Origin of the sequence: Vitreoscilla filiformis (assembly GCF_002222655.1) — a bacterium.
GTDB classification, from domain to species: Bacteria; Pseudomonadota; Gammaproteobacteria; order Burkholderiales; family Burkholderiaceae_C; genus Ideonella; species Ideonella filiformis.
Map to the genome: position 1 here is coordinate 2,315,939 of NZ_CP022423.1, position 21,290 is coordinate 2,337,228.

Annotated in this window: 22 protein-coding genes; 10 read left to right on the top strand and 12 right to left on the bottom strand. The window is 64.0% G+C overall.

The features are described from left to right. Positions 1-12: 12 nt before the first annotated feature. A complete protein-coding gene (locus VITFI_RS10985; protein ID WP_089416991.1) occupies positions 13-1,173 on the bottom strand; it encodes a tyrosine-type recombinase/integrase in 1,161 nt (386 codons plus the stop codon). A 125-nt stretch (positions 1,174-1,298) separates the two neighbouring features. Between VITFI_RS10985 and VITFI_RS10990 the strand changes: the two genes are divergently transcribed. Then, the gene (locus VITFI_RS10990) at positions 1,299-2,312 is read left to right on the top strand and encodes a DNA-binding protein (RefSeq protein ID WP_089416992.1); all 1,014 of its coding nucleotides are present in this window, start codon (positions 1,299-1,301) and stop codon (positions 2,310-2,312) included. A gap of 49 nt (positions 2,313-2,361) precedes the next feature. Here VITFI_RS10990 and VITFI_RS10995 read toward each other — a convergent pair whose 3' ends face one another. Then, positions 2,362-3,630 (bottom strand): nitronate monooxygenase, encoded by a 1,269-nt coding sequence (locus VITFI_RS10995; RefSeq protein ID WP_089416993.1) that lies wholly within the window; start codon positions 3,628-3,630, stop codon positions 2,362-2,364. A gap of 173 nt (positions 3,631-3,803) precedes the next feature. Between VITFI_RS10995 and VITFI_RS11000 the strand changes: the two genes are divergently transcribed. Beyond that, positions 3,804-5,825, top strand: coding sequence for a peptidase U32 family protein (locus tag VITFI_RS11000; protein ID WP_089416994.1), 2,022 nt, complete (start codon positions 3,804-3,806; stop codon positions 5,823-5,825). Here VITFI_RS11000 and VITFI_RS11005 read toward each other — a convergent pair. The 5 genes from VITFI_RS11005 to mltG are packed head-to-tail and all read right to left on the bottom strand — an operon-like array spanning position 5,798 to position 9,782. Further along, positions 5,798-6,607 (bottom strand): TatD family hydrolase, encoded by an 810-nt coding sequence (locus tag VITFI_RS11005; RefSeq protein ID WP_089416995.1) that lies wholly within the window; start codon positions 6,605-6,607, stop codon positions 5,798-5,800. The genes VITFI_RS11000 and VITFI_RS11005 overlap by 28 nt on opposite strands. 10 nt (positions 6,608-6,617) lie before the next feature. Beyond that, a complete protein-coding gene (locus VITFI_RS11010) occupies positions 6,618-7,007 on the bottom strand; it encodes a PilZ domain-containing protein (RefSeq protein ID WP_089416996.1) in 390 nt (129 codons plus the stop codon). Between the two features lie 11 nt (positions 7,008-7,018). Then, positions 7,019-8,116, bottom strand: coding sequence for a hypothetical protein (locus tag VITFI_RS11015; RefSeq protein ID WP_089416997.1), 1,098 nt, complete (start codon positions 8,114-8,116; stop codon positions 7,019-7,021). Then, positions 8,113-8,742, bottom strand: coding sequence for a dTMP kinase (gene tmk, locus VITFI_RS11020; RefSeq protein ID WP_232476587.1), 630 nt, complete (start codon positions 8,740-8,742; stop codon positions 8,113-8,115). Before tmk ends, VITFI_RS11015 begins: the two co-directional genes overlap by 4 nt. Beyond that, on the bottom strand, positions 8,739-9,782 hold the full coding sequence (gene mltG, locus VITFI_RS11025; protein ID WP_089416998.1) for an endolytic transglycosylase MltG: 1,044 nt from the start codon (positions 9,780-9,782) through the stop codon (positions 8,739-8,741). The genes tmk and mltG overlap by 4 nt, the downstream gene beginning before the upstream one ends. Positions 9,783-9,805: 23 nt before the next feature. On the opposite strand from mltG, the gene ygfZ reads away from it, so the two are divergent. Further along, a complete protein-coding gene (gene ygfZ, locus VITFI_RS11030) occupies positions 9,806-10,738 on the top strand; it encodes a CAF17-like 4Fe-4S cluster assembly/insertion protein YgfZ (protein ID WP_089416999.1) in 933 nt (310 codons plus the stop codon). Continuing rightward, positions 10,738-11,553: an NRDE family protein gene (locus VITFI_RS11035; protein ID WP_089417000.1), complete on the top strand. Its 816-nt coding sequence runs from the start codon at positions 10,738-10,740 to the stop codon at positions 11,551-11,553. The genes ygfZ and VITFI_RS11035 overlap by 1 nt, the downstream gene beginning before the upstream one ends. Here VITFI_RS11035 and VITFI_RS11040 read toward each other — a convergent pair. Further along, the gene (locus tag VITFI_RS11040) at positions 11,546-12,493 is read right to left on the bottom strand and encodes an alpha/beta hydrolase (RefSeq protein ID WP_198301430.1); all 948 of its coding nucleotides are present in this window, start codon (positions 12,491-12,493) and stop codon (positions 11,546-11,548) included. The two genes, VITFI_RS11035 and VITFI_RS11040, sit on opposite strands and share 8 nt — an antisense overlap. 191 nt (positions 12,494-12,684) lie before the next feature. Between VITFI_RS11040 and VITFI_RS11045 the strand changes: the two genes are divergently transcribed. The 3 genes from VITFI_RS11045 to VITFI_RS11055 all read left to right on the top strand — a co-directional run bounded on the left by VITFI_RS11045 (position 12,685) and on the right by VITFI_RS11055 (position 14,975). Next, a complete protein-coding gene (locus tag VITFI_RS11045) occupies positions 12,685-13,965 on the top strand; it encodes an ammonium transporter (RefSeq protein WP_089417002.1) in 1,281 nt (426 codons plus the stop codon). 56 nt (positions 13,966-14,021) lie between these two features. Continuing rightward, entirely contained in the window at positions 14,022-14,363 is a 342-nt protein-coding gene (locus VITFI_RS18225; RefSeq protein WP_198301431.1) for a hypothetical protein, read from the top strand. Between the two features lie 177 nt (positions 14,364-14,540). After that, the gene (locus tag VITFI_RS11055) at positions 14,541-14,975 is read left to right on the top strand and encodes a DUF2442 domain-containing protein (protein ID WP_157725656.1); all 435 of its coding nucleotides are present in this window, start codon (positions 14,541-14,543) and stop codon (positions 14,973-14,975) included. A 62-nt stretch (positions 14,976-15,037) separates the two neighbouring features. On the opposite strand, the gene VITFI_RS11060 is transcribed toward VITFI_RS11055, so the two are convergent. Beyond that, on the bottom strand, positions 15,038-15,676 hold the full coding sequence (locus VITFI_RS11060; RefSeq protein WP_089417004.1) for a CoA transferase subunit B: 639 nt from the start codon (positions 15,674-15,676) through the stop codon (positions 15,038-15,040). 12 nt (positions 15,677-15,688) lie between these two features. After that, on the bottom strand, positions 15,689-16,390 hold the full coding sequence (locus VITFI_RS11065) for a CoA transferase subunit A (RefSeq protein ID WP_089417005.1): 702 nt from the start codon (positions 16,388-16,390) through the stop codon (positions 15,689-15,691). 154 nt (positions 16,391-16,544) lie between these two features. Here VITFI_RS11065 and VITFI_RS11070 point away from each other — a divergent pair, with 154 nt between their 5' ends. From VITFI_RS11070 to VITFI_RS11080, 3 genes are all read left to right on the top strand, one after another. Continuing rightward, on the top strand, positions 16,545-17,090 hold the full coding sequence (locus VITFI_RS11070; protein ID WP_089417006.1) for a PAS and helix-turn-helix domain-containing protein: 546 nt from the start codon (positions 16,545-16,547) through the stop codon (positions 17,088-17,090). Positions 17,091-17,145: 55 nt separating this feature from the next. Continuing rightward, positions 17,146-18,069: a DUF4339 domain-containing protein gene (locus tag VITFI_RS11075; protein ID WP_089417007.1), complete on the top strand. Its 924-nt coding sequence runs from the start codon at positions 17,146-17,148 to the stop codon at positions 18,067-18,069. Between the two features lie 110 nt (positions 18,070-18,179). Then, on the top strand, positions 18,180-19,115 hold the full coding sequence (locus VITFI_RS11080; RefSeq protein ID WP_089417008.1) for a Tim44 domain-containing protein: 936 nt from the start codon (positions 18,180-18,182) through the stop codon (positions 19,113-19,115). Here VITFI_RS11080 and VITFI_RS11085 read toward each other — a convergent pair. Both VITFI_RS11085 and VITFI_RS11090 read right to left on the bottom strand, forming a co-directional pair. Then, entirely contained in the window at positions 19,099-19,830 is a 732-nt protein-coding gene (locus VITFI_RS11085) for a DUF1624 domain-containing protein (RefSeq protein WP_089417009.1), read from the bottom strand. The two genes, VITFI_RS11080 and VITFI_RS11085, sit on opposite strands and share 17 nt — an antisense overlap. A 1-nt stretch (position 19,831) precedes the next feature. Continuing rightward, positions 19,832-21,241, bottom strand: coding sequence for a glutamine synthetase family protein (locus VITFI_RS11090; RefSeq protein WP_089417010.1), 1,410 nt, complete (start codon positions 21,239-21,241; stop codon positions 19,832-19,834). Positions 21,242-21,290: the final 49 nt, after the last annotated feature.

Sequence of the window (21,290 nt, forward strand, 5' to 3'; positions counted from 1 at the left end):
GCGGATGGTAACTTAGCCCTGCGCGGGCGGCTGGGTCGTGGCGATGTGGCGCTCATCATCGTCCACATGCAAATAGCGCGACGTGGTGTTCAGCGACGCGTGGCGCAGGTTTTTTTGGATGTGGCGCAGGTCGGTGCCCGCGTCGGCCTGGTGGGTGGCGGCAGTGTGGCGCACCCAGTGCGTGGACGCCTGGCGCAGCTTAGCGGCATCCACCGGATCCTCACTTTGGCGCAGCTCGGAGGCGTGCTCGAACACCTCTTTGGTGATCAGGTACACCATGGCGGGCGTCAAACACCGCTCACGCGGGCCGGACAGCGGCAAGATCAAAGGCGTCGTGTCCCCCGGCAGCGGCAGTGCGGACAGGCCATGCGAGCGCCGATAAGCGGCGAGGGCGCTCATCGCGTCGGCACCCATGGGCACCTCACCGCCGACTTGGCCCTTGCCCAACACATACAACCACCATTTGCCCCGGCGCAGGCGCAAATCTTCCGCCCGGGCATGAGCCGCCTCGGAGACCCGCAAGCCCGTGGCGTGCAAAAAGCGCATCACCCAGCGCGCCCGCGCCTGTGAGCCTTCGGGCCGATCTGCGGGCCATTGCTCGATGGCTTGGAGCACAAACGCCCACAACGGCTGTTCAAGGTAGCGTTCCACCGCAGCGGGTTGGCGCGTTTTGTGGCCCCGGCGCTTGAGCGCCAACGGATTGCCCGCCAAATACCCAGCCGCAAACAAATAGCCGAACAGCCCCGACAACACACTCAGCGCGTGGCGCACGCTGGTGGGTGACAGTGGCCCATCGAACAAACGCCGACCGCCGCCGCGCTTGGGCCGGCGCGGGTCGATCCAATCGGGTGCGGGGTTGGCCAAGAACGCTTCATAGGCCAGCAAATCTTCCCGCGTGAGGCTGGACAGCGCTTTGCCTTGGTGTTGCACCGCCCACAGCCACAGCCGTTCGGCTTCTTTGCGATAGCTGCGCAGGGTGTGCGGTGAATCCGCGAACTCGGCCAGCCAGGCTTGAATGGCTTGCACGTCATCTTGAGCGGCAAGCTGGCAGCACGCTTGTGGGGCGCGGTTGGTGCCGGCGTGGCCATCCAAGTGGGCGGGCAGCCAGCCGGTGGCGTCCAAGCTGACCAAGTCGGTGGATGGATCGGATTCGTCAAGCAAAACGGGCTGCATGCGTACAGTGTACCCGCCCTCTCCTTTATTTTTGATAATGAGAGTTATCGTAAATGATGACGGGGTCTGTACGGTAAATTGTTTGTATACTTGTGTATACCATACAAATCAAACCCAACCCAACCATGCCACGCAGCACCGACACCCGCCAACTCACCCGAGAAACCGCCGAACGCCTCGTCGCGGCCGGTCAAGACGCCCAGGCGCTCACTGTGGACGCGATCTATACCGAAATCCGCCAAGGCAGCCGTTCCACCATCAATGACGAGCTGAAACGCTGGAAGCTCGACCAGCAACGCACCGACGGCCTCAGCACCGATCTGCCACCCGAAGCCGCCCAAGCCATGCGCGAGCTGTGGCACAGCGCCGTCACCCAAGCTGAACAGTTGTTTGAAACACGCCGGGCGGCATTGCTCGAAGCGACAGAAGCCGCACAGCGCCAGCAAGCCCAGGCAGAACAATCGTTGGCCAGCGCACACAGCCAGCTCACCCAGCTTCAAGGGGAGCGCCAACAACTGCACGAACAGTTGGCCGCGCAAACCCAAGCCCTGCTGGCCCAGACCACACGCGGCCAAACGCTGGAAGACAGCCTGCACGCGCTGCAAGCCGAAGCCCAGGCCCAGCGCGAGCAAGCCCAGCAGCAACTGGACGCCCAACGCCAAGCCCACGAACAGCGCTTGGCCGAACTGCGCCAAGCGCAAGCCGAACAAGAAACCGCCTGGCGGGCGGACATGGCCCGGGCCGCCGAACGGCTCGAAGCCGTGCAACGCCACGTCATGCTGCAAGTGGCCGAAGCGCGAGAAGCGCAAAAGCGGGCCGAACAGCAAGCCAGCCAACACGCCAGCCGCAGCGAGCGCCTCGGCACCGAACTGGAAGCGTTGCGCCTAGCACACGCCACCCAAAGCGCCCAACTCACCCACACCCAACAGGTGCTGCTGCAAGCGCAGGCCGAACAGCAGCGCTTGGGCCTGGAACTGCAACAGTCACGCGAGCAACTCAGCGCAGCGCAAGACGACGCTGTCCATCCGCTGCGTCAACGGGCCCAGCGTCGTGCAGAGCGCAAAGCCCAGACGCCCGCCGCCGCCCCGCCCTCCTCCGCCAACAAGCATAAAAAAAGCAGCCCGAAGGCTGCTTCTTGATCCTGCGGGGCGCCAGATGCGCCCAAGCCGATATCGCTATCTGTCGCTGTCAGGCCATCACTTCACCGAGCACCAACTCAGGCAAAGCAATGGTGTTGCCGACGCTGAATTGGTAATCCTTGAACACATGCTCGGCGCTCAACAACTGGTAGTTGCCATTGGCATCGCGGTGCGTGGTGTCCTTGAGTTTGTAGGTGAGGTGGCCGCACGTCCAAATCTCAAAATTGCGCATGTGGGTGCAGAGACACGTTTTGTCCCACACCGGCGGGTTGCGCAGGTCCGGATGGGCGGCTTTCTCGCGGTTCCACGAGGCGATGTAAGCACACTTGCCGTTGGCGTCGAGGATGTACCCGTAGGCTTCGCAGTTCGGCTTGATGCCATCGCCAATGCCGGGGCTGCTCTTGATCATGCGCATCGGGTAACCGGTCGGCGACACCTGGTTGACCTCAATGTCATCCTCGCTGGCACGGAAGTATTCCTGCTTGATCTCGTCGGGCAGGCCGCATTCCTTGGTCACGGTGAAGCGCGTGGCCACTTGCACCGCTGCGCCGCCCATTTGCAGGAATTCGGTGGCATCGCCGCCCGTGAAAATGCCGCCCGCCGGGATCACCGGGATGTTGAGCTTTTCGTTTTGCAGAAACAGCAGCACTTCTTTGACGATGGTGGCCAAGTCGTACTGCGCCCAGTCCATGCCAAAACCCAAGTGGCCGCCGGCCAACGGGCCTTCGACCACCACGTAATCCGGCAAGCGGTTGCTGCGGGCGTTCTTTTTCAGGAACAACTGCAAGGCCCGCACCGACGAAACGATGATGCCCAGCTTGGCGTCACGGAAGCGCGGGTGATCTTCGATCAAGCCAAACGAACCCAAGTGCAAGCCGGCGGCCAGCGTGATGCCGTCGATGCCCGCATCCAAAGCCGTGGCCAGGCGCACCTTCAGGGTTTCCTTCGGCGCGTTCATCGTCAGTTTTTCCATGCAGTTGATGAACACCATGCCGGCGCCGCGCTTGCGGGCCATGGTGTTTTCAACGTGCAGGCGCGTGGCCTCAGCCAGTTGACCCAGGTCGAACTTGACGCTGGATTTGTCGTCCGAATCGGTGTTGTGCTTGTAGAGCGCCAGCTTTTCTTTGACGAACTTGGTCTTGTAGCGCCGATCGGTGACGGTGTTGATCATGGCGTCCGAGATGTGGCCCACGCCACCCAGACGAGCTGCTTCCAGGGCCAGATCCGCAGTGGAGATGTCAACGCCCATGCCGCCGATCATGATCGGTACAAGCTCATGCTTGCCCAGGCGCAAGCGGAAATCGTCCACACGTGTCATCTGTCACTCACTTTGTTACGCTTTGATGGCGCCTCAACTTGGGCGCCTTTCAGGCAAATCGAAAATTTTAAGCGAGCCACCCCCAAACGCTGGCTGACATGGGTGCCAATGCAACATCCCGACATGTCAGTGTTTGCGCTGAGGCAAGGACGTGGCCGCTACCATCGCGCTCCATGATCTCACGCCCGCGCTCCCAAGAACTCGAACTCCTCGCCCCTGCCCGCGATGCCGACATTGGCATTGCCGCCCTCCACCACGGCGCCGACGCGGTCTACATCGGTGGCCCTGGTTTTGGTGCCCGGGCCTCGGCAGGCAACCCTGTGCAGGACATCGAACGCCTGTGCCGCGAAGCGCATCGCTTCAACAGCCGCATTTTTGTCACCCTCAACACCATCCTGCGGGATGATGAACTGGAAGGCGCCCGCCGCATGGCCTGGGAGGTCTACCACGCCGGCGCCGACGCGCTCATCGTGCAGGATATGGGCCTGTTGATGCTGGACGACATGCCGCCGCTGCAACTGCATGCCTCCACCCAATGTGACATCCGCACGCCCGAAAAAGCGCGGTTTCTGGCCGATGCCGGGTTGGCGCAAATCGTCGTGGCACGGGAGTTGACGCTGCCGCAGATCCGCGCCGTGGCCGACGCCCTGCCACCGGACGTGGTGCTGGAGTTTTTCGTGCATGGCGCGCTGTGCGTGGCCTACTCGGGCCAGTGTTACGTGAGCCACGCCCACACTGGGCGCAGCGCCAACCGGGGCGATTGTTCGCAGGCCTGCCGCTTGCCCTACACCGTGACCGACACCCAAGGGCGCATCGTTGCGCACGACAAACACGTCCTCTCGGTGAAGGACAACAACCAAAGCGCTAACCTGGCCGCATTGGTCGATGCCGGCGTGCGCAGCTTCAAGATCGAAGGCCGCTACAAAGACATGGGTTATGTGAAAAACATCACCGCCCATTACCGCCAGTTGCTCGATGAATTGTTGGAGCACCGCGCCGGTGGCTCCTCCCCTGCCCTGCGCCGCGCCAGCAGCGGGCGCACGACGTTTTTGTTCACCCCCGACCCGGATCGCAACTTCAACCGAGGTGCCACCGATTACTTTGTGAACGGTCGCCAACTCGACGTCGGGGCGTTTGACACGCCCAAACACGCCGGCCTGCCGCTGGGTTGGGTCACGGCGGTGACAGCGCAGCACCTGGACGTGCAGCTAGAACCCGGCGTGGCCCCGCTGAACAATGGCGATTCGATCACCTGGTTCGATCTTCAGCACGAATTACAAGGCGTCCCGATCAACACCGCCGAGGCGCTGGACGCCGCAGGCACGCGCTTCCGTGTTGTGCCCAAAGACCCGCCCGCCACGCTCAAAGACTTGCGCCGCGACACCGTCCTGATGCGCAACCGCGACATGGCCTGGGATCGTCAACTGAAGAAAAAGAGCAGCGATCGGCGCATCGCAGTCGATGTGCATCTGGAAGAAACGCCGCGTGGTTTCGCCCTGAGTTTGACCGATGAAGATGGCCACTTCGCCCGCGCTGAACTGGCCCACGCGCACGAGCCGGCGCAGCACGCCGAACGCGCCGAAGCCGCCTGGCGCGACGGCCTGAGCAAACTGGGCACGACGATTTTTGCGGCGCGGGAGGTGTCCCTGGCGCTGTCACAGCCTTGGTTTGTGCCGGCGGGGGCACTCAACGCCCTGCGCCGCGACGCAGTGGCCGCCTTAGAAGCCGAGCGCGCAGCTTGCCGGGAGCGGTTGTTGCCGCGTCCGCCCGTTGAGCCGCCCGCGCTGTACCCGGAGGACACGCTGTCCTACCTCGCCAACGTCTACAACCACAAGGCGCATGATTTTTATGCCCGCCACGGCGTCAAGCTGATCGAAGCGGCTTACGAAAGCCACGAGGCGCTGGGTGAAGTCAGCCTCATGATCACCAAACATTGCGTGCGTTACTCGCTCAGTTTGTGCCCGAAGCAGGCCAAGGGCGTCGTGGGTGTGCAAGGCACGGTGCGCGCCGAGCCGCTCACCATCCGCCACGGGGACGAGACGCTGACGCTGCGCTTCGATTGCAAGCCGTGCGAAATGCACGTCGTCGGGCGGATGAAGAAAAACGTCTTGCAGCAGGCCCGCAGCGCCGAAAAGCTAGCCGCCGTGCAGGCCGTGCCGATGCAGTTTTATCGCGCCCACCGCACGCGGCGCTGAGCGCGGCTGTCCACGCCGAACAGGTGGTCGAAGTTGGCGGTGGTGGCTTCGGCCACCGCCTCGACGCTCAACCCTTTTTGCTGCGCCAACGCCACGCCAACATGGGCCACCCATGCCGGCTGGTTGGTTTTGCCTCGGTGCGGAACGGGGGCCAAATAGGGGCTATCGGTTTCGATCAGGCAGCGATCCAGCGGCACAAAGCGCGCCACGTCGCGCAGGCTTTCGGCATTCTTGAACGTCATGATGCCGGACAGGGAAATGTAAAACCCCAGATCCAGCGCCGCCCGCGCCACCTCAACGGTTTCGGTGAAGCAGTGGAACACGCCGCCCGCTGCCCCGCCCTGCTCCTCGCGCAGCACGGCCAAGGTGTCTTCTGAAGACGCACGGGTGTGGATGATGAGCGGCAATCCCGTGGCCCGCGCCGCCCGGATGTGAACGCGAAAACGCTCGCGCTGCCAAGCCATGTCGGCCAGGCTGCGACCGTTGAGGCGGTAGTAATCCAGCCCGGTTTCGCCGATGGCCAGCACCTTGGGGTGCTTGGCCCAGGTACACAACTGCTCGAAGGTGATTTCGGGGCCGTCTTCGGTGTCCGGGTGAACGCCGGCGCTGGCCCACAAGCGGGCGTCGCTCTCGGCGATGGCGACCACGTCGGCAATCTCGGGCACTTGGGTGCTGATGCACAGTGCGGCATGCACCTGCGCAGCGTCCATGGCGTGCAGCAACTCGGGCAGACGCTCGCGCAGCCCCTCAAAACTGAGGTGGCAATGGGAATCGACAAACATGCAAGAAAACTCAGACCGTCTGGGTCGGTTTGTTGGACAGCAGCGCCGCGCCGAGCAGTTCCTCGACACGCACGCGCAACTGCCGGGTTTTTTCATCGTTGGCAAAACGCACGCCCACGCCTTGGCTGCGGCTGCCAACTGCGTTGGGTGGGTTGATCCAGCCCACTTTGCCGGCAACGGGGTAGCGTTGCGGATCCTCTGGCAGGGTCAACAGCATGTAAATGTCGTCCCCGATCTGGTATTCCCGGGTGGTGGGGATGAACAACCCCCCATCGGAAAACAGCGGGATGTAGGCGGCGTACAGCGCGCCTTTTTCCTTGAACGCCAGTTGGATCACGCTCAGGCGTGAGCCACCGGGGGCGGGCGATGGGGTCAGAGCGGCAGTCGGGGTATCACTCATGGCAGGGCAGTTTAGGTGGAATGGGCCCGGTGCGGCGAGGCGTGAGGCCGTTCGGCGCGAGGATGCGCCGCGCCTCGGTGGTGGACTTGCAGGAGCTGGCGCCCTTGGGTCACCAAGGCTTCCAGCAACAGGCCGGCATTCCAGGGGTGGTCATCGTGGGGCACCACGCGCATCAAGGCGGCGTGCCACTGGTTCAGTGCCACGCTGTCCAGCGTGCGTGGCAGGTTGGCTTTGGGGAAAAACCGAGCCGCTCCCCCTGCGTTGACCGCCATCAGGTCATGGCACAGGCGCAGCAAGGCTTGCAGGGCTTGCGGCACGGGCAGCAGGGCCAAACCGCGAGTGTCTCCAGCGGCAATCTGGGTGGGGAGCTGCGTCCAAACCTCGGCGCTGAGACCCGCTGCGGCCCAATCGCGGGCGCGCAGGGGTTGGCCACCGCCGACGGCATGCAACAGCACCTCCGCCCCTTCGACGCCTTGTTGGCGTAACCATGCCAACGATTGGGCGGTGTCTGGGGCAGGCACGCGCACCATTTGGCAGCGGCTGCGAATCGTCGGTAACAGCCGCTGAGGTTCGGCTGTACACAACAGCAACCGCAGCCCATCGGCGGGTTCTTCCAAGGTTTTGAGCAGCGCGTTGGCGGCGATTTCGTTCATCGCGTCGGCGGGAAACAGCACCAGCACTTTGCCGCGCCCTCGACTCGAACTGGTGTGCGCCCAGTCGATGGCCTGGCGAATGGCGCCGACGACGATTTCTGAGCTGAGCTTGCGTTTGCTGGTGCCGCCCGATTCACTGCCGGATGCCGCGCCTTCCGCTGCATCGTCGCTGTCGGCGAGCCAACGCAATTCGGCGCGCAGGGCTTCGGGCATCACGGCCCGTAAGTCGGCGTGATGATGTGAACGCACCAGATGACAGGCGGGGCACTGATCGCATGGACGGGCCGCATCGTCAGGGTGTTCACACAGCCACGATTGGGCGACGCGCAGCGCCAGCTCGAACCCACCACAGCCTTCACCGACGTGCAACAGCAAAGCGTGGCTGCGCTCGTGGTGCCGGATGGCGTGCAGCGGAGCGGCCAACCAGGGCAGCTCGCGTTCGGTGAGCATCGTCATGGGCCGAGGTCGTGCAAGGTGGCCAGCACGCGGGTGCGCACGGCATCCATCGAGGCGGTGGCGTCGATGGTGACAAACCGCTGCGGTGCCGCTTCCGCCCGAGCGGCGTAGCCAGCGCGCACGCGGTCAAAAAAGGCCAGATCTTCGCGTTCGAGGCGATCCGGTGCGCGGGCAGCGGCACGGCGGGCGGCGGCCACGGTGGCGGGCACATCGAACCACAGGGTGCGATCCGGCTGGCGTCCGGCCTGCACCCAGGCTTCCAGTTGCGCCAAGACGTTCAAATCGAAACCCCGCCCGAACCCTTGATAGGCCATCGTCGCATCGGTGAAACGATCACACAACACGACCTGGCCTTGCGCCAAAGCCGGTTCGATGACGCAGCGCAGATGGTCGCGCCGCGCAGCAAACACCAGCAACGCTTCGGTGAGCGCGTCCATTTCGCGGGACAGGAACAGCTCGCGCAGCGCTTCGGCCAACGCCGTGCCGCCCGGTTCGCGGGTACAGCACACCGAACGCCCTTGCGCCCGCAGCGCCTCGGCAGCAGCCTCAATGTGGGAGGACTTGCCGGCGCCATCGATGCCTTCAAACGTGATGAAACGCCCCACGGGCATGTCGGAACGGCTCATGGCGAGCCCCTTTGATACTGGTTCACGGCGCGATTGTGTTCAATCAAGGTGTTGCTGAATTCGCTGCTGCCGTCGCCCCGGGCGACGAAGTACAGCGCGGGTGTCGGGTCGGGCCGCGCCACGGCGCGCAGGGCTTGCAGGCCCGGCATGGCAATGGGCGTGGGCGGCAGGCCGCGACGGGTGTAGGTGTTCCAAGGCGTGTCGGTTTGCAGGTCGATTTTGCGCAGGTTGCCGTCAAACTCACTGCCCAGGCCGTAGATCACGGTCGGGTCCGATTGCAGCGGCATGCCCATCTTCAACCGGTTGACGAACACCCCGGCGATGCGCCCGCGATCCGAAGGCAGCCCGGTTTCCTTTTCGACGATCGAAGCCAACACCAACAGCTCGTAGGCACTGCGCAACGGCACGTCCTCGCGCCGATCTTGCCAGGTGGTTTCGACGTGGCGCTGCATCGTGGCCACGGCCCGGCGCAACACGGTCAGGTCGCTAACGCCCCGGCTGTAGGCATAGGTGTCCGGAAAAATCCAGCCTTCGACATGGCCGTCTTGAAAACCAAGCAGGGTGGCGATTTGTTCATCGCTCATGTCTTGCAGCGTGGGGCGCAAGTGGGGGGCACGCAGCAGCGCGGCGCGCACTTGGCGGAACGTCCATCCTTCGATGAAACGCACGGTTTGCAGGGTTTGATCCCCCCGCACCATGCGGGCCAGCAGTTCGCGGGGCGTGGTGCGCTCGTCAATCTCATAACTGCCCGCCCGAATGCTGCGAGACTGGCCCGACCAGCGGAACCACTGATACAGCAACTCCTCGGGCTCTTCCACCCCCGCCGCCACCCAAGCCTGGGCGATGGCCCGCACCGATGTTCCCGGCTCAATGGACAGCTCGACGTGTTCGCTGCGCAGCACCAGCGGTGCGTTGAGCCACACGTAAGCCAGCCCGCCCAGGGTGGCCGTGGCCACCACCGTCAAGCCAATGACGGCCCACAACAGCCGCTTCACGAAGCGCCACAGCGAGCGGCGAGACCCCGAATCCTGCTCAGTCATGGGGGACGATCATAATCGCCTGCATGAATCAAGCTGCTGTTGCAACCACCCCACCCCTGGGGGCTGTGCGCCTTCATGATTGGGGGATCCTGAGGGCTCGGGGCGAAGACGCCACGACGTTTTTGCAAGGTCAACTGACCCACGATGTGGCCTCGGCGGGGCTCAAGCAGGCCCGGTTGGCCGGCTACTGCACCGCCAAGGGACGTTTGTTGGCGACGTTCATCGTCTGGCAGGCGGCGCCCAATGAATGGCTGTTGGCCTGTAGCGTCGAGCTGCTGCCGGCGATGCTCAAACGCCTGTCCATGTTTGTGCTGCGCGCCCGCTGCCGGATCAGCGATGCCAGTGCCGAGCTGGCGCTGTGGGGCTGGACGGGCGACACCCCGCCCGGCGGCCTGCTGCCCACCCAGCCCTGGGAAGTGGCCCGTCCCGAAACCGGCGGCCAAGTGATCCGCCTGCCCGATGGCCTGGGCCAGCCTCGCGGCCTGCTGGCGCTGGCGGCTGATCAAGCGGTGGAGGCTCCCGCCCTGTCGGCTGACACCTGGCGCTGGCTTGAAGTGGCCAGCGGCGTGGTGCGCGTGGTGGGGGCGACCAGCGAAGCGTTCGTGCCGCAAATGGTGAACCTGGAGCTGGTGGGCGGTGTGAGTTTCAAGAAGGGGTGTTATCCCGGCCAAGAAGTGGTGGCACGCAGCCAGTACCGGGGCACCCTCAAGCGGCGAGGTTACTTGTTCAGCAGCGAGACGGCGCTTCAACCCGGGTTGGAGGTGTTTTCCAGCACCGACCCCAGTCAGCCCGCTGGTTTGGTGGCGCTGGCGGCGGCGTGTCCTGAGCGGGGCGCGCTGGCTTTTGTGGAACTCAAGCGCGCCGAAGCCCAAGCCGAACTGCACGCCGGCACCCCCGATGGCCCCTTGCTGACGCCCACCCCCCTGCCCTACGCTCTGCCCGGCGACGAAGACTGATGTGCTTGGCCGCGCTGGCGCTGGGCCAGCATCCGCGTTATCCGCTGGTGCTCATCACCAACCGGGATGAGTTCCATGATCGGCCCAGCGTGCCGTTGGCGCCTTGGTCGCTGCCCAGTGGGTTGACGGTGTTCAGTGGCCGTGATGCACGGGCCGGCGGCACCTGGTGCGGCATGGATGCCCACGGGCGTGTCGCGCTGATCACGAATGTGCGGCGGCCTCAGCAGCCGGTGCCAGCCGATGCACCTTCACGCGGGCAACTGCCGCTCGATCGCTGGAACAGCGCCCTGCCCGCCGCCGATTTTTGGGCGCAGTTGACGCCCGCACCAGCCACGTGGGCGCCTTTCAACCTGCTCATGGGGTCGGTGAACGGGCCGTGGTTCTGGGGCAGCAACGTGGGCGAGGCCAGCCACCGAGTGTTGCCCGCCGAGGGCCTGTTCGGGCTGTGCAACGCGGCGCTGGACACCCCTTGGCCCAAGTTGGTGAGCCTGAAACAGCATCTGCACCGCATCTTGGCGCACACCGCTGCCCATGCTTCGCTCGAAACCTTGTGCGCTGAACTGTGGTCAGCGCTGGCCGACCGCACGCGCTTCGATGATGCGCTGTTGCCCGATACCGGCGTCGGCCTGCCCCTGGAGCGCTTACTGTCCAGCGTTTTTGTGCATGACGACGCGCGCGGGCGCTACGGCACCCGCTGCGCCACCCTGATCGTGGCGGAACGGCATGGCGCCGTTCACATCCTAGAGCGCCGTTTTTCTGCCGATGGCACCTGCGAGGGGGAAACCCATCTGTGCCCCGCTGGGTTGTTCAACTGAACAACGCTTCGCGCAGGGCCTCACCCGCCGCGTGGTGCGCCGTCACCGCTTCTTTGAGCAAGCGACCCATTTTGATGAAATCGTGCGTCACGCCCCGGTACAGCTCCAACTGCACGGGCACGCCGGCGTGGCGCAGGCAATCCGCGTAGGCCAAGCCTTCATCCACCAAGGGATCACATTCGGCCAGCACCACACACGCCGGGGCCACCTCGTCGTGGTCGGGCGCGTTGAGCGGCGCAAACCGCCAGTCGGTGCGCTGGTGGTGATCGAGGTAGTGGCCGAAAAACCAGTCCAGCGCATCCGAATCCAACAAAAACCCGTGTGAAAACAACCGGTGAGAAGCCGTGTCTCCGTAAGCGGACGTGCCGGGGGTGATGAGCAGTTGCAGCGCCAACGGCAGCCCCGAATCCCGCGCCAGCAGCGCACAGACCGCTGACAGTGTGGCCCCCGCACTGTCCCCGCCGACCGCCAAGCGGTCGCCACGCAAACCCAAGGTGGCCGCCCCACCTTCCGCAAGCCAACGCAGCGCACCGAAGCTGTCCTCGACCGCACACGGAAAACGGTGCTCAGGCGCCAAACGATAGTCCAGCGACAGCACCGCCGCACCACTGTGCAGCGCCAGTTGGCGGCACAAGCTGTCATGCGTTTCGATGTGGCCGATGACGAAACCGCCGCCGTGCAGGTACAGCAACACTGGCAACTCATCGAAAGAAGGGGCATACAGCCGTGCGTCGCACATCACACCCGCGCCCACGGGGATGCACACGTCTTCGACGCGGGCCAACGGTACACGCGGGAGATCCAGCACTTCACCGGCCAGGCGATAACTGGCGCGGGCTTGCTGGGGTGTCAAGGTGTGAATCGGTGCCCGGTTGGCGCGGCGGATGCGATCCAACAAGCCGGCCATCTGAGGGGTGAGGAAATGAGTCGGTGTGTTCACAGTGCTCCTTACGCACCATATTGGTTCATCAGGGTATTCCCGTGGAATGGCCCGCGAGTTGCTAGAGAGGTGTCAAGTGCAATTCTCAGGATGGTGTGATGGAAGTCAGGCAATACTGCACAAAGCGGTCCATCGTAGCGGGTGGTGCTTTGTGGGCGCTGTCGGCGGCAAGCTGGGCGCAAAGCGCAGCGATGCCAGCGGCATCGGGGGTTTCAACCGCTGCGCCGGGTGCGCGCACCACAGCCATGGTGGCCACCGCCAGTCTGAGTGCCGGTGACACGGCTTGGATGCTGATGGCCAGCGCCCTGGTGCTGTTGATGAGTTTGCCGGGGCTGGCGCTGTTTTACGCTGGCATGGTGCGTAAAAAGAACATCCTGAGCACCCTCACCCAAGTGCTGGCGATCTGCGCCGTGGTGACACTGACTTGGTTGGCTTGCGGCTACAGCTTGGCTTTCATGCCGGGCAATGGGTGGATTGGCAGCTTGGCTTCCGTCAATCTGGCCTCGGTGCGTTTTGACAAGGCGGCGCAGTTGGTGTCCGTGCATTCGCTGGCGCCCACGGTGCCCGAAGCGGTGTTCGTGATGTTCCAGATGACATTTGCGCTCATCACCCCAGCGCTCATTGTTGGCGCGTTTGCCGAGCGCATCCGCTTTTCGGCGCTGCTGTGGTTCATGCTGCTGTGGTCGCTGCTGGTGTATGCCCCGGTGGCTCACTGGGTCTGGGCGCCGGATGGTTGGCTGCTCCAACTTGGGGCGTTGGACTTCGCTGGTGGCACGGTGGTGCATATCAACGCTGGGGTGGCAGGCTTGGTGGCAGCGTACATGGTGGGGCCGCGTGTGGGCTTTGGCCGGGTGGCGTTGATGCCTGCAAACCTGAGCTACACCATGATCGGCGCGTGCCTGTTGTGGGTGGGCTGGATGGGTTTCAACGGGGGGTCTGCGGGCGCCGCGGACAGCCGTGCCGCCATGGCGGTTTTGGTAACCCAGATCGCCGCAGCCACCGCCGCGCTGTCATGGATGGTGGCCGAATGGGTGGTGCGCCGCACGCCGACGCTGTTGGGGCTGTGCAGCGGTGTGCTGGCGGGTTTGGTGGCGGTGACGCCAGCCTCGGGTTTTGTCAGCCCGGACTCGGCTGCGCTGATCGGGTTGATCGCGGGGCTGGGCTGCTACTGGGGGGCCACGGGTCTCAAGCGCTTGCTGCGCGTGGACGACTCCCTCGACGTGTTCGGCGTTCATGGCGTGGGTGGCCTGATCGGTGCGCTGCTGACGGGGGTCTTGGCTGACGCCACCATCGGCGGGGTGCAAGGCGATGTCGGCATTCAAGCGCTGGCGGCGGGGGCCACGGTGATCTACAGCGCGACAGTCACTGCACTGCTGCTGTGGCTGGTCAAGGTGGTGGTGGGTTTGCGTGTCACGGAACGGCAAGAGCAGGATGGGCTGGATTTGAGCCAGCACGGTGAGCGCATTGAGTGAACACAGGGGTGCCGCCCGGTGCGGCACGATGAACGATTCTGTCTGGAGGCTCCGACATGCTGGAAAGTGAAAAGCTCGCCATTGCGGCGCATTTGCACGTGGCCATGCGGCGCAAGATTGGCCGTGTGACGGATGTGGAATGGATGCTGCGCAGCCCGGAATACGCCCGAGAGATCATTCGTATCGCGCTGTCTGAACCGCAGCATCCGGAGTTGCAGGAGTGGGCCACGCGATTGGCAGAAGCGCTGTTTCCCGCCACCAGCGAGAAACAGCCGACCACAGTGGATGGGCAAGATCCTCCGCCTTCGGGGTTTTTAGACAGCCGTCTGCGCAACGTCAATGTGATCAAGCCTGCCGGCCCCGCTACGCCGACACGTTATGTGGGGGGGTTGCGTTGAACTTGTGCGTCAGCCATGCGGGCGCCTTTCGTTCTCTAGAATCGGCCACATGGGGAAACTCTATCAAGGCACCAACTGGCTGATTCGCGTCCAGGGTAATGAACATTCACCCGTCCATGTGCATGTTCTCTGTCCGCAAGGACGCGCCTCTATCAGCTTATATGGCCAAGTCGTCAAGTGAACCGACTCCAATCCGTTCAGCCCTTAGACGATCTGGTACTGGAAGCGACTTACACCAGCGGCCAGGTGATTCGCGTTGATTTGACCGATTTAGTGGCCCGACTGGCGGTGTTTGCGCCGCTGCAAAACCGTCAGGTTTTCAATCAAGTGGCGGTGGCGGATTGGGGTCACAGCGTGGCATGGTCAGAGGATGCATCGCTGGATGCCGATCGGTTGCTGGAAATGGCGTTGGAACAAGCGGGCCGCACCGACACGCTGGAGTTTCGACGCTGGCAAGATCGCTATGGTTTGTCATTAACGGCAGCCGCACAAGCCATCGGCCTGTCTCGGCGCAGCATCAGCCAGTTCCGCATGGGACACCGGGCTGTGCCTCGTACGGTTTTACTGGCCTGCAAAGGCTGGGAAGTTGAACACCGACAACAACAGGCTTGACATAAAAAAACGGCGCCAGCCTCCCAGCCAGCGCCGTTTTCAGGCGTGCGTCACGCGCTGCGTCAGATCAGCGGCACGCCCGTCTTGCTCTGAATTTCTTCCAGCGTCACGCCCGGCGCCAGCTCCACCAGCTTCAGTCCGTCCGGCGTCACGTCCATCACACCCAGGTCGGTGATGATGCGATCGACCACGCCCACGCCCGTCAGCGGCAGGGTGCATTGCGGCAGGATCTTGAGGTCGGTCGTGCCGTCCTTCTTGCGGGCAACGTGTTCCATCAGCACGATCACGCGCTTCACACCCGCCACCAAGTCCATGGCGCCGCCCATGCCCTTGACCATCTTGCCGGGGATCATCCAGTTGGCCAGATCGCCCGCGCCCGTCACCTGCATCGCGCCCAGAATCGACAGGTTGATCTTGCCGCCCCGGATCATGGCGAAGCTTTCGTGGCTGCCAAAAATCGACGAACCCTTGATGGTGGTGACGGTTTGTTTGCCAGCATTGATCAGGTCGGCGTCCACTTCGTCGTCATACGGGAAGGGGCCGATGCCCAACATGCCGTTTTCGCTTTGCAACCACACCTCGATGTGGTCGGGCACATGGTTGGCCACCAGCGTCGGGATGCCGATGCCCAGGTTCACATAAAAGCCGTCTTGCAGCTCTTGCGCCGCACGTGCGGCCATCTGGTCTTGAGTCCAGGCCATGAAAGCTTCTCCTTACTTGCGGTCGCGGGTGGTGCGCTTCTCGATGCGCTTTTCGGGCGTCGGGTTCACCACGATGCGGTGAACATAAATGCCGGGCAAATGCACATCGTCCGGGTCGATGCTGCCGGTGGGCACCACGCGCTCGACTTCCACCACGCAAATCTTGCCGGCCATGGCAGCGGCTGGGTTGAAGTTGCGCGCCGTCTTGTTGAAGCGCAGGTTGCCGGACAAATCCGCCACATCGGCCTTGATCAGCGACACCTCGGGCGTGAGGGCGCGCTCCATCAGGTAGACCTCGCCGTCAAACTCGCGGGTTTCCTTGCCTTCGGCCACCAGCGTGCCCACACCGGTCTTGGTGAAGAACGCCGGGATGCCCGCCCCGCCCGCCCGCAGCTTTTCAGCCAGCGTGCCTTGCGGGGTGAATTCCAGCTCCAGTTCGCCGCTGAGGTATTGGCGCTCGAACTCTTTGTTCTCGCCCACGTAGCTGGAGATCATCTTCTTGATCTGGCGCGTGTCCAGCAGCTTGCCCAGGCCAAAACCGTCCACCCCCGCGTTGTTGGAGATGACGGTGAGGTCTTTGGCGCCGGTGGCTTGCAGCGCGTCGATCAGGGCTTCGGGGATGCCGCACAGGCCAAAACCGCCCACGGCCAGCAATTGGCCGTCGCGGATGATGCCTTCCAGCGCAGCGGCGGCGCTCGGGTAAACCTTGTTCATGATGGGAATGCTCCGGGCTTGTTCGGATAGGCGCGCAGCGTACTACGTAAGACATTACGTAGTCAGTACGTAATTTTGACTAACGGGGACAAAAAAGCGCCTTTTTTGTCGTTACTGCTGGCTTTTTGGTGTTTGACACGGGTTTTCCCTAGTGATGATTGATCTCGATTACCGCACTGCCTTTGACCTGGCCCCCATGGGCTTGGTGATGTCGCGCAACCGGCTGATGGTGGACTGCAACCAGCAAGTGCTCGCCATGTTTGGCGCCACACGTGAGCAGCTCATCGGCCAAAGTTTTGAAGTGATGTATCCCAGCCCCGCCGAGTACGAGCGCACGGGCGCACGCATCATCGCCAGCTTGGGTTCCGATGGCCGTTACGCCGACGACCGGGTGATGAAGCGCATGAACGGTGAACTGTTTTGGTGCCATGTCTCTGGTCGGGCGCTGGATGCGAGCAATCCTCATGCCGCTGGCATTTGGAGTTTTGAGGATTTATCCGCCCGGCGCGTGCTGAAAGTGGATTTCACCGGGCGCGAGCGTGAGATTGCAGCTTTGTTGGTGGAAGGTGACACCAGCAAGCAAATCGGCAAGAAGCTGGGCATCAGCCCGCGCACGGTGGATGTGTACCGTGCGCGGCTGATGCGCAAGATGGAAGCTGGCAGCACGGCGGAGCTGGTGAACCGGCTGCTGGCGGGCTAGGGGCGCACCCTAGAATCCGTTGGCCGACGCAAGAGGGGTTTTCCGGGGAGTGCAGATGACCAGCAGGCAGGTGTGGTGGTATGCCAGACAGGGCGTCAAGTACGGGCCGATGTCGGGGCGGGAGCTCAAGGCCATTGCCGCAGCAGGGGGGCTTTCGGCGAACGACAAGGTCTGGAAAGTGGGGCTGACCCGGTGGGTGGATGCGACGGCTGTCAAAGGTTTATTGCCCGCCAGTGCGCTGACCGAAGTTCCCCCGCCCCTGCCCCCCGCGCCGACGCCTTCCCCGCCCGCATCAGCGCCGGTGGCCGCTAAAGCACCGCCTCCGCGCCAGGCCACGGCACCGGAGCCAGCGCCGCCGGCGGTGCGCCGCAAAGGCAACCGGCCAGTCACGGAAAGCAAAAAAGGTGCGCCGTGGGCGCCTGCTAAAACGTCGCTGTTTTTCAGTGGCTGGGTGAGTTTGGATGTGCCGGAGGATCTGATCGGCCTGTTCGTCGGCTCTGAGTTCGGGCGCTATTACGAAGCGAAGTGGTATCCCCCCTCTTCTTCTGAATCGGGCAAGTCTTCTCCCAAACGCAAGCCCCGGCGCTGGACGTTCAATCTCTGGGGGCTGGCATTTGGCTTCCTCTGGTTGGCCTATCGACGCATCTATGAGCCTTTGCTGCTGGGCTTGGTGTCCATGGCGGCCTGTCTGATCATGGCCATGGTGGTGCCTTTGCAGCTACCGCAGTTGACCTGGTTCCTTGGCACGTTGATGGTGTTGGTTCATGTGGCCTGCGGTGTGTTGGGCAACCAGTTTTATCTTCGTCATGCGGCGTTGCAGATCCAAGCCCTCACGAGTCGGCGCCTGTCTGAAGATGTGCTGCAAATTCGCTTGCGCCACGCCGGCGGTGTGAGTTGGCTCATGCCGCTGACCGTTTTGCTCGGGCTGGCGCTGGGCATCGTCGGGCTGGCGTGGGGGTCTTCGCTGTTTGTGCGGTGATGAGGGGGTAAAACGTCCCTCATGCGAGGGACGTCTGTTCAAAACCTTGAACTGGATGAAACCGCCCTCATCACAGCGGTTGTTCCAACTGTTCGTTCAAGGAATTCAGGATGTTCAAGTCTGTTTGCGTTGCTGTCGGTGTGGCGGTGGCGTCCGTTGTCATGGTGGCGGTGCCCCAGGAGGCCGAAGCCAAGCGGCTCGGAGGTGGTCAGCCTGCGGGCATGCAACGGCAAGCGCCCGATGCTGCACCCGGTGCGCAGCCCCAACAGAATGGCCTGGCGGGCCAATCGGCTCAGCGTCAAGCGGCCACGCCGGCCCCGGGGGCGGCTCCCGCAGCGGCCCCTGCCAAGCGGTCGTGGTTAGGCCCGTTGGCGGGCCTGGCGGCGGGCTTGGGCATTGCGGCTCTGTTGAGCCACTTTGGACTGGGTGAAGCCTTTGCCAGTTTGATGACCGGCCTGCTGTTGTTCGGCCTGGGTGCTGTGGCCTTGGTGTGGTTGGTGCGCAAGCTGCGTGGCGGTTCGGCAGCAGCAGCACCTCAGGCAGCGCCTGCCATGGCCTGGGCGGGCGCTGGTGCCTCCCCTGCGACGCCCACCCCAGCGCCCCAAGGTGCGGGTTCGCTGTTCCAATCGCTGCAAGGTGGTGGTGGTGTGAATGCCGCTCCCACGGCGCCGGCAGTTCAACATCCCGAACACGCTGAGTTCGAGCGCCTGGCCAAGCAGATTTTCATCCGCTTGCAAGCCGCCAACGACGCAGCCGATCTGGAAGACCTGCGCAAGTTCACCACGCCCGACCTGTTTGCCTCGCTGCGCCTGGACTTGCAAGAGCGCAACGGCGCATCGCAACACACGGACGTGGTGCAGCTCAACGCCCAAGTCGTCGATCAGACGACGCAAGACGGTCATCCCGTGGTCAGCGTGCGTTTCACCGGCCTGATCCGTGAGGAACGGGAGCGCGCCGCCGAGCCGTTCAACGAGGTGTGGCACCTGGTCGGTTCGGCCCAAGGGTCGGGTGAGTGGCGCATCGCTGGCATCACGCCGGTGTTGTGAACCCGGCTTTCCAAAGCCACAGGCTGCCGATCAGCACCGGTTGGTGCAACAAATAAATCGGCAGGCTGTGGCGCCCCAGCCAAGCCAGGGGCGTTAACACGGGCGGGGTCACCGCTCCCCACCAGCGCCGACCGGGGGCCGAGTGCCCCCAAGCCCATCCCCACAGCACCACGCCCAGCCAGGGCAACACGGGCACGAAGTCTTCGGTGATGGGGGGGCGGGTCATTAGCCCTGTCCAGTGCAGCCACGGGGAATTGAAGGCGCTGTGCTGGAGCATGGGCGTCAGCCCAATCAGGCCGGCGCCGAGCGCCAGCGTCACACCTGCGGGCCAGCTCGCCAGCGTGGCGGTGCTCCAGCGCAACAGCAGCAGCATCACCGCGATGCCATGCAGCACCCCGAAGGCAATCCAACTGCGCGGAAACAGCAGCGCCGAGCCGGCTGACACCATCCCCGCCGCCACTGCGATCTGCCACCACCGTCGCCCAAAACGCGCCGAAGTGCTGCCGCCTAACCCCTGCCCCACTCCCACGCACAGCAAAAACAAGGTGACGATCAGCGTGCGTTGCCCGAACCAGAAGGGATCTCGGGTGAAGGACTGCACCGGATGCCACAGCCGCATCCAGTTCAGATCGAAGCAAAAGTGAAACCCGATCATCCACAGCACCGCTGCGCCGCGCAGGGCATCGAGTCGAATAGAACGCACGGCGGTGGGCATGTCAGGCGAGTTCAAGCAGGTGGGTCAAATCCCAGTCGGTGCGCGGATCGGCCAGGGCGGCACGCTGCGCATGTTCGTGGTGTTTGACGGCACAAAACAAGTCCACCAGGGGCGCGCCCAGCACATCGCGCAAAAGGACGTCGTCAGCCAAGGCGGCCAGCGCTTCAGGCAGTGAACGGGGTAAGGCCAGGGCCTCTGCCCGGCCCGCGATCGGTGCTGGCGCTGTGCGCAGGCCCCAAGCGCCCGCCCCCAGGGTGGCGGCCAGCAACAGATACGGGTTGGCATCCCCGCCCGGCAACCGGTTTTCGACGCGCCGCGACGTGGGGCCCGACGCCGGAATGCGCAAAGCCAGATCTCGCCCTTCTTGGCCCCAGGTGGCGTGTGTCGGCGAAGCGTTGCTGAGGGCGATGCGCTCCCAGGCCATGTCGCTTGGCGCAAAAAATGCCATGGCGGCGGCGGCGTGGCGCTGAATCCCCGCCACGAAGTGCCCAAGTGCCGGGCTGTCTTCCCCCGAAGGCTGGGCGAACACATGCGGCCATTCACCTGCCGCGTCGGTGCGTTGCAGGCTGAGGTGCCAATGCATGCCGGTGCCTGGTTCATCCAGAAACGGTTTGGGCGCAAAACTCGCCAAAAAACCATGCCGCGCCGCGATCTCCCGGGCCAAGCGCTTGAAGCGCCACACCGCATCGGCTTGGGCCACGGGCGGGCCGGGGCGGAAATTCACCTCGTACTGAGCCAGCGCCGATTCATGGGCGTGCCCGTTCACCGGGATGCCCAAGGTGTCGCAGGCGGCATACAGCTCATCGAAGTACGGTTCGAAATGGCTGAGTCGCTCCAAGGACAGCACATCGCAACAGCGTTCGCGCACCGGCGCCTGGGCGTGGGGTCGTGCGGCCTGGGGGCGGCCCGTGGCGTCGCGCTCCAACAAGAACAGCTCCAGCTCCGGGGCCACCGTGGCTTGCAGCCCTTGCGCTGCGAGCTGGGCCACCGCCCGCCGTAACGCGGCGCGGGGGGAAAACTGCGCCGCATCGATCGGCCCGTGCTCGGTCGGTAGGGAACCGCTGGGTTCACAAATCACCGTCACCTCCCCGGCTCGACCGGGGCGCGGGGCCAACGTGCTGAGATCGGGCACAAGGTGCATGTCGTCATACGTGGCGGGTAACAGGGGGCCGAACACCGTGTCCGGCTCGCCCGAAGTCAACGTCAGGCCCAGCACCACGGAGGGCGCCCGGCAGCCCTTCATGCCCACAAAATCCGCCGGGTGAACGCGCTTGCCACGTGCGACGGCGCTGAAATCACCGAAAGCGCATTCCACCCAGCGAGGCGCCACAGGGCCACAAGACGCCAAGGCGGCGCGCAAATCTTCAGCAGACATGGCCGGCAAGGCCAACACAGAGGCGTCGGGAGACATCGGCAATCAGGGAGCGAGCCACAGGGGCGGCCATGATAGGCGCAGGGTT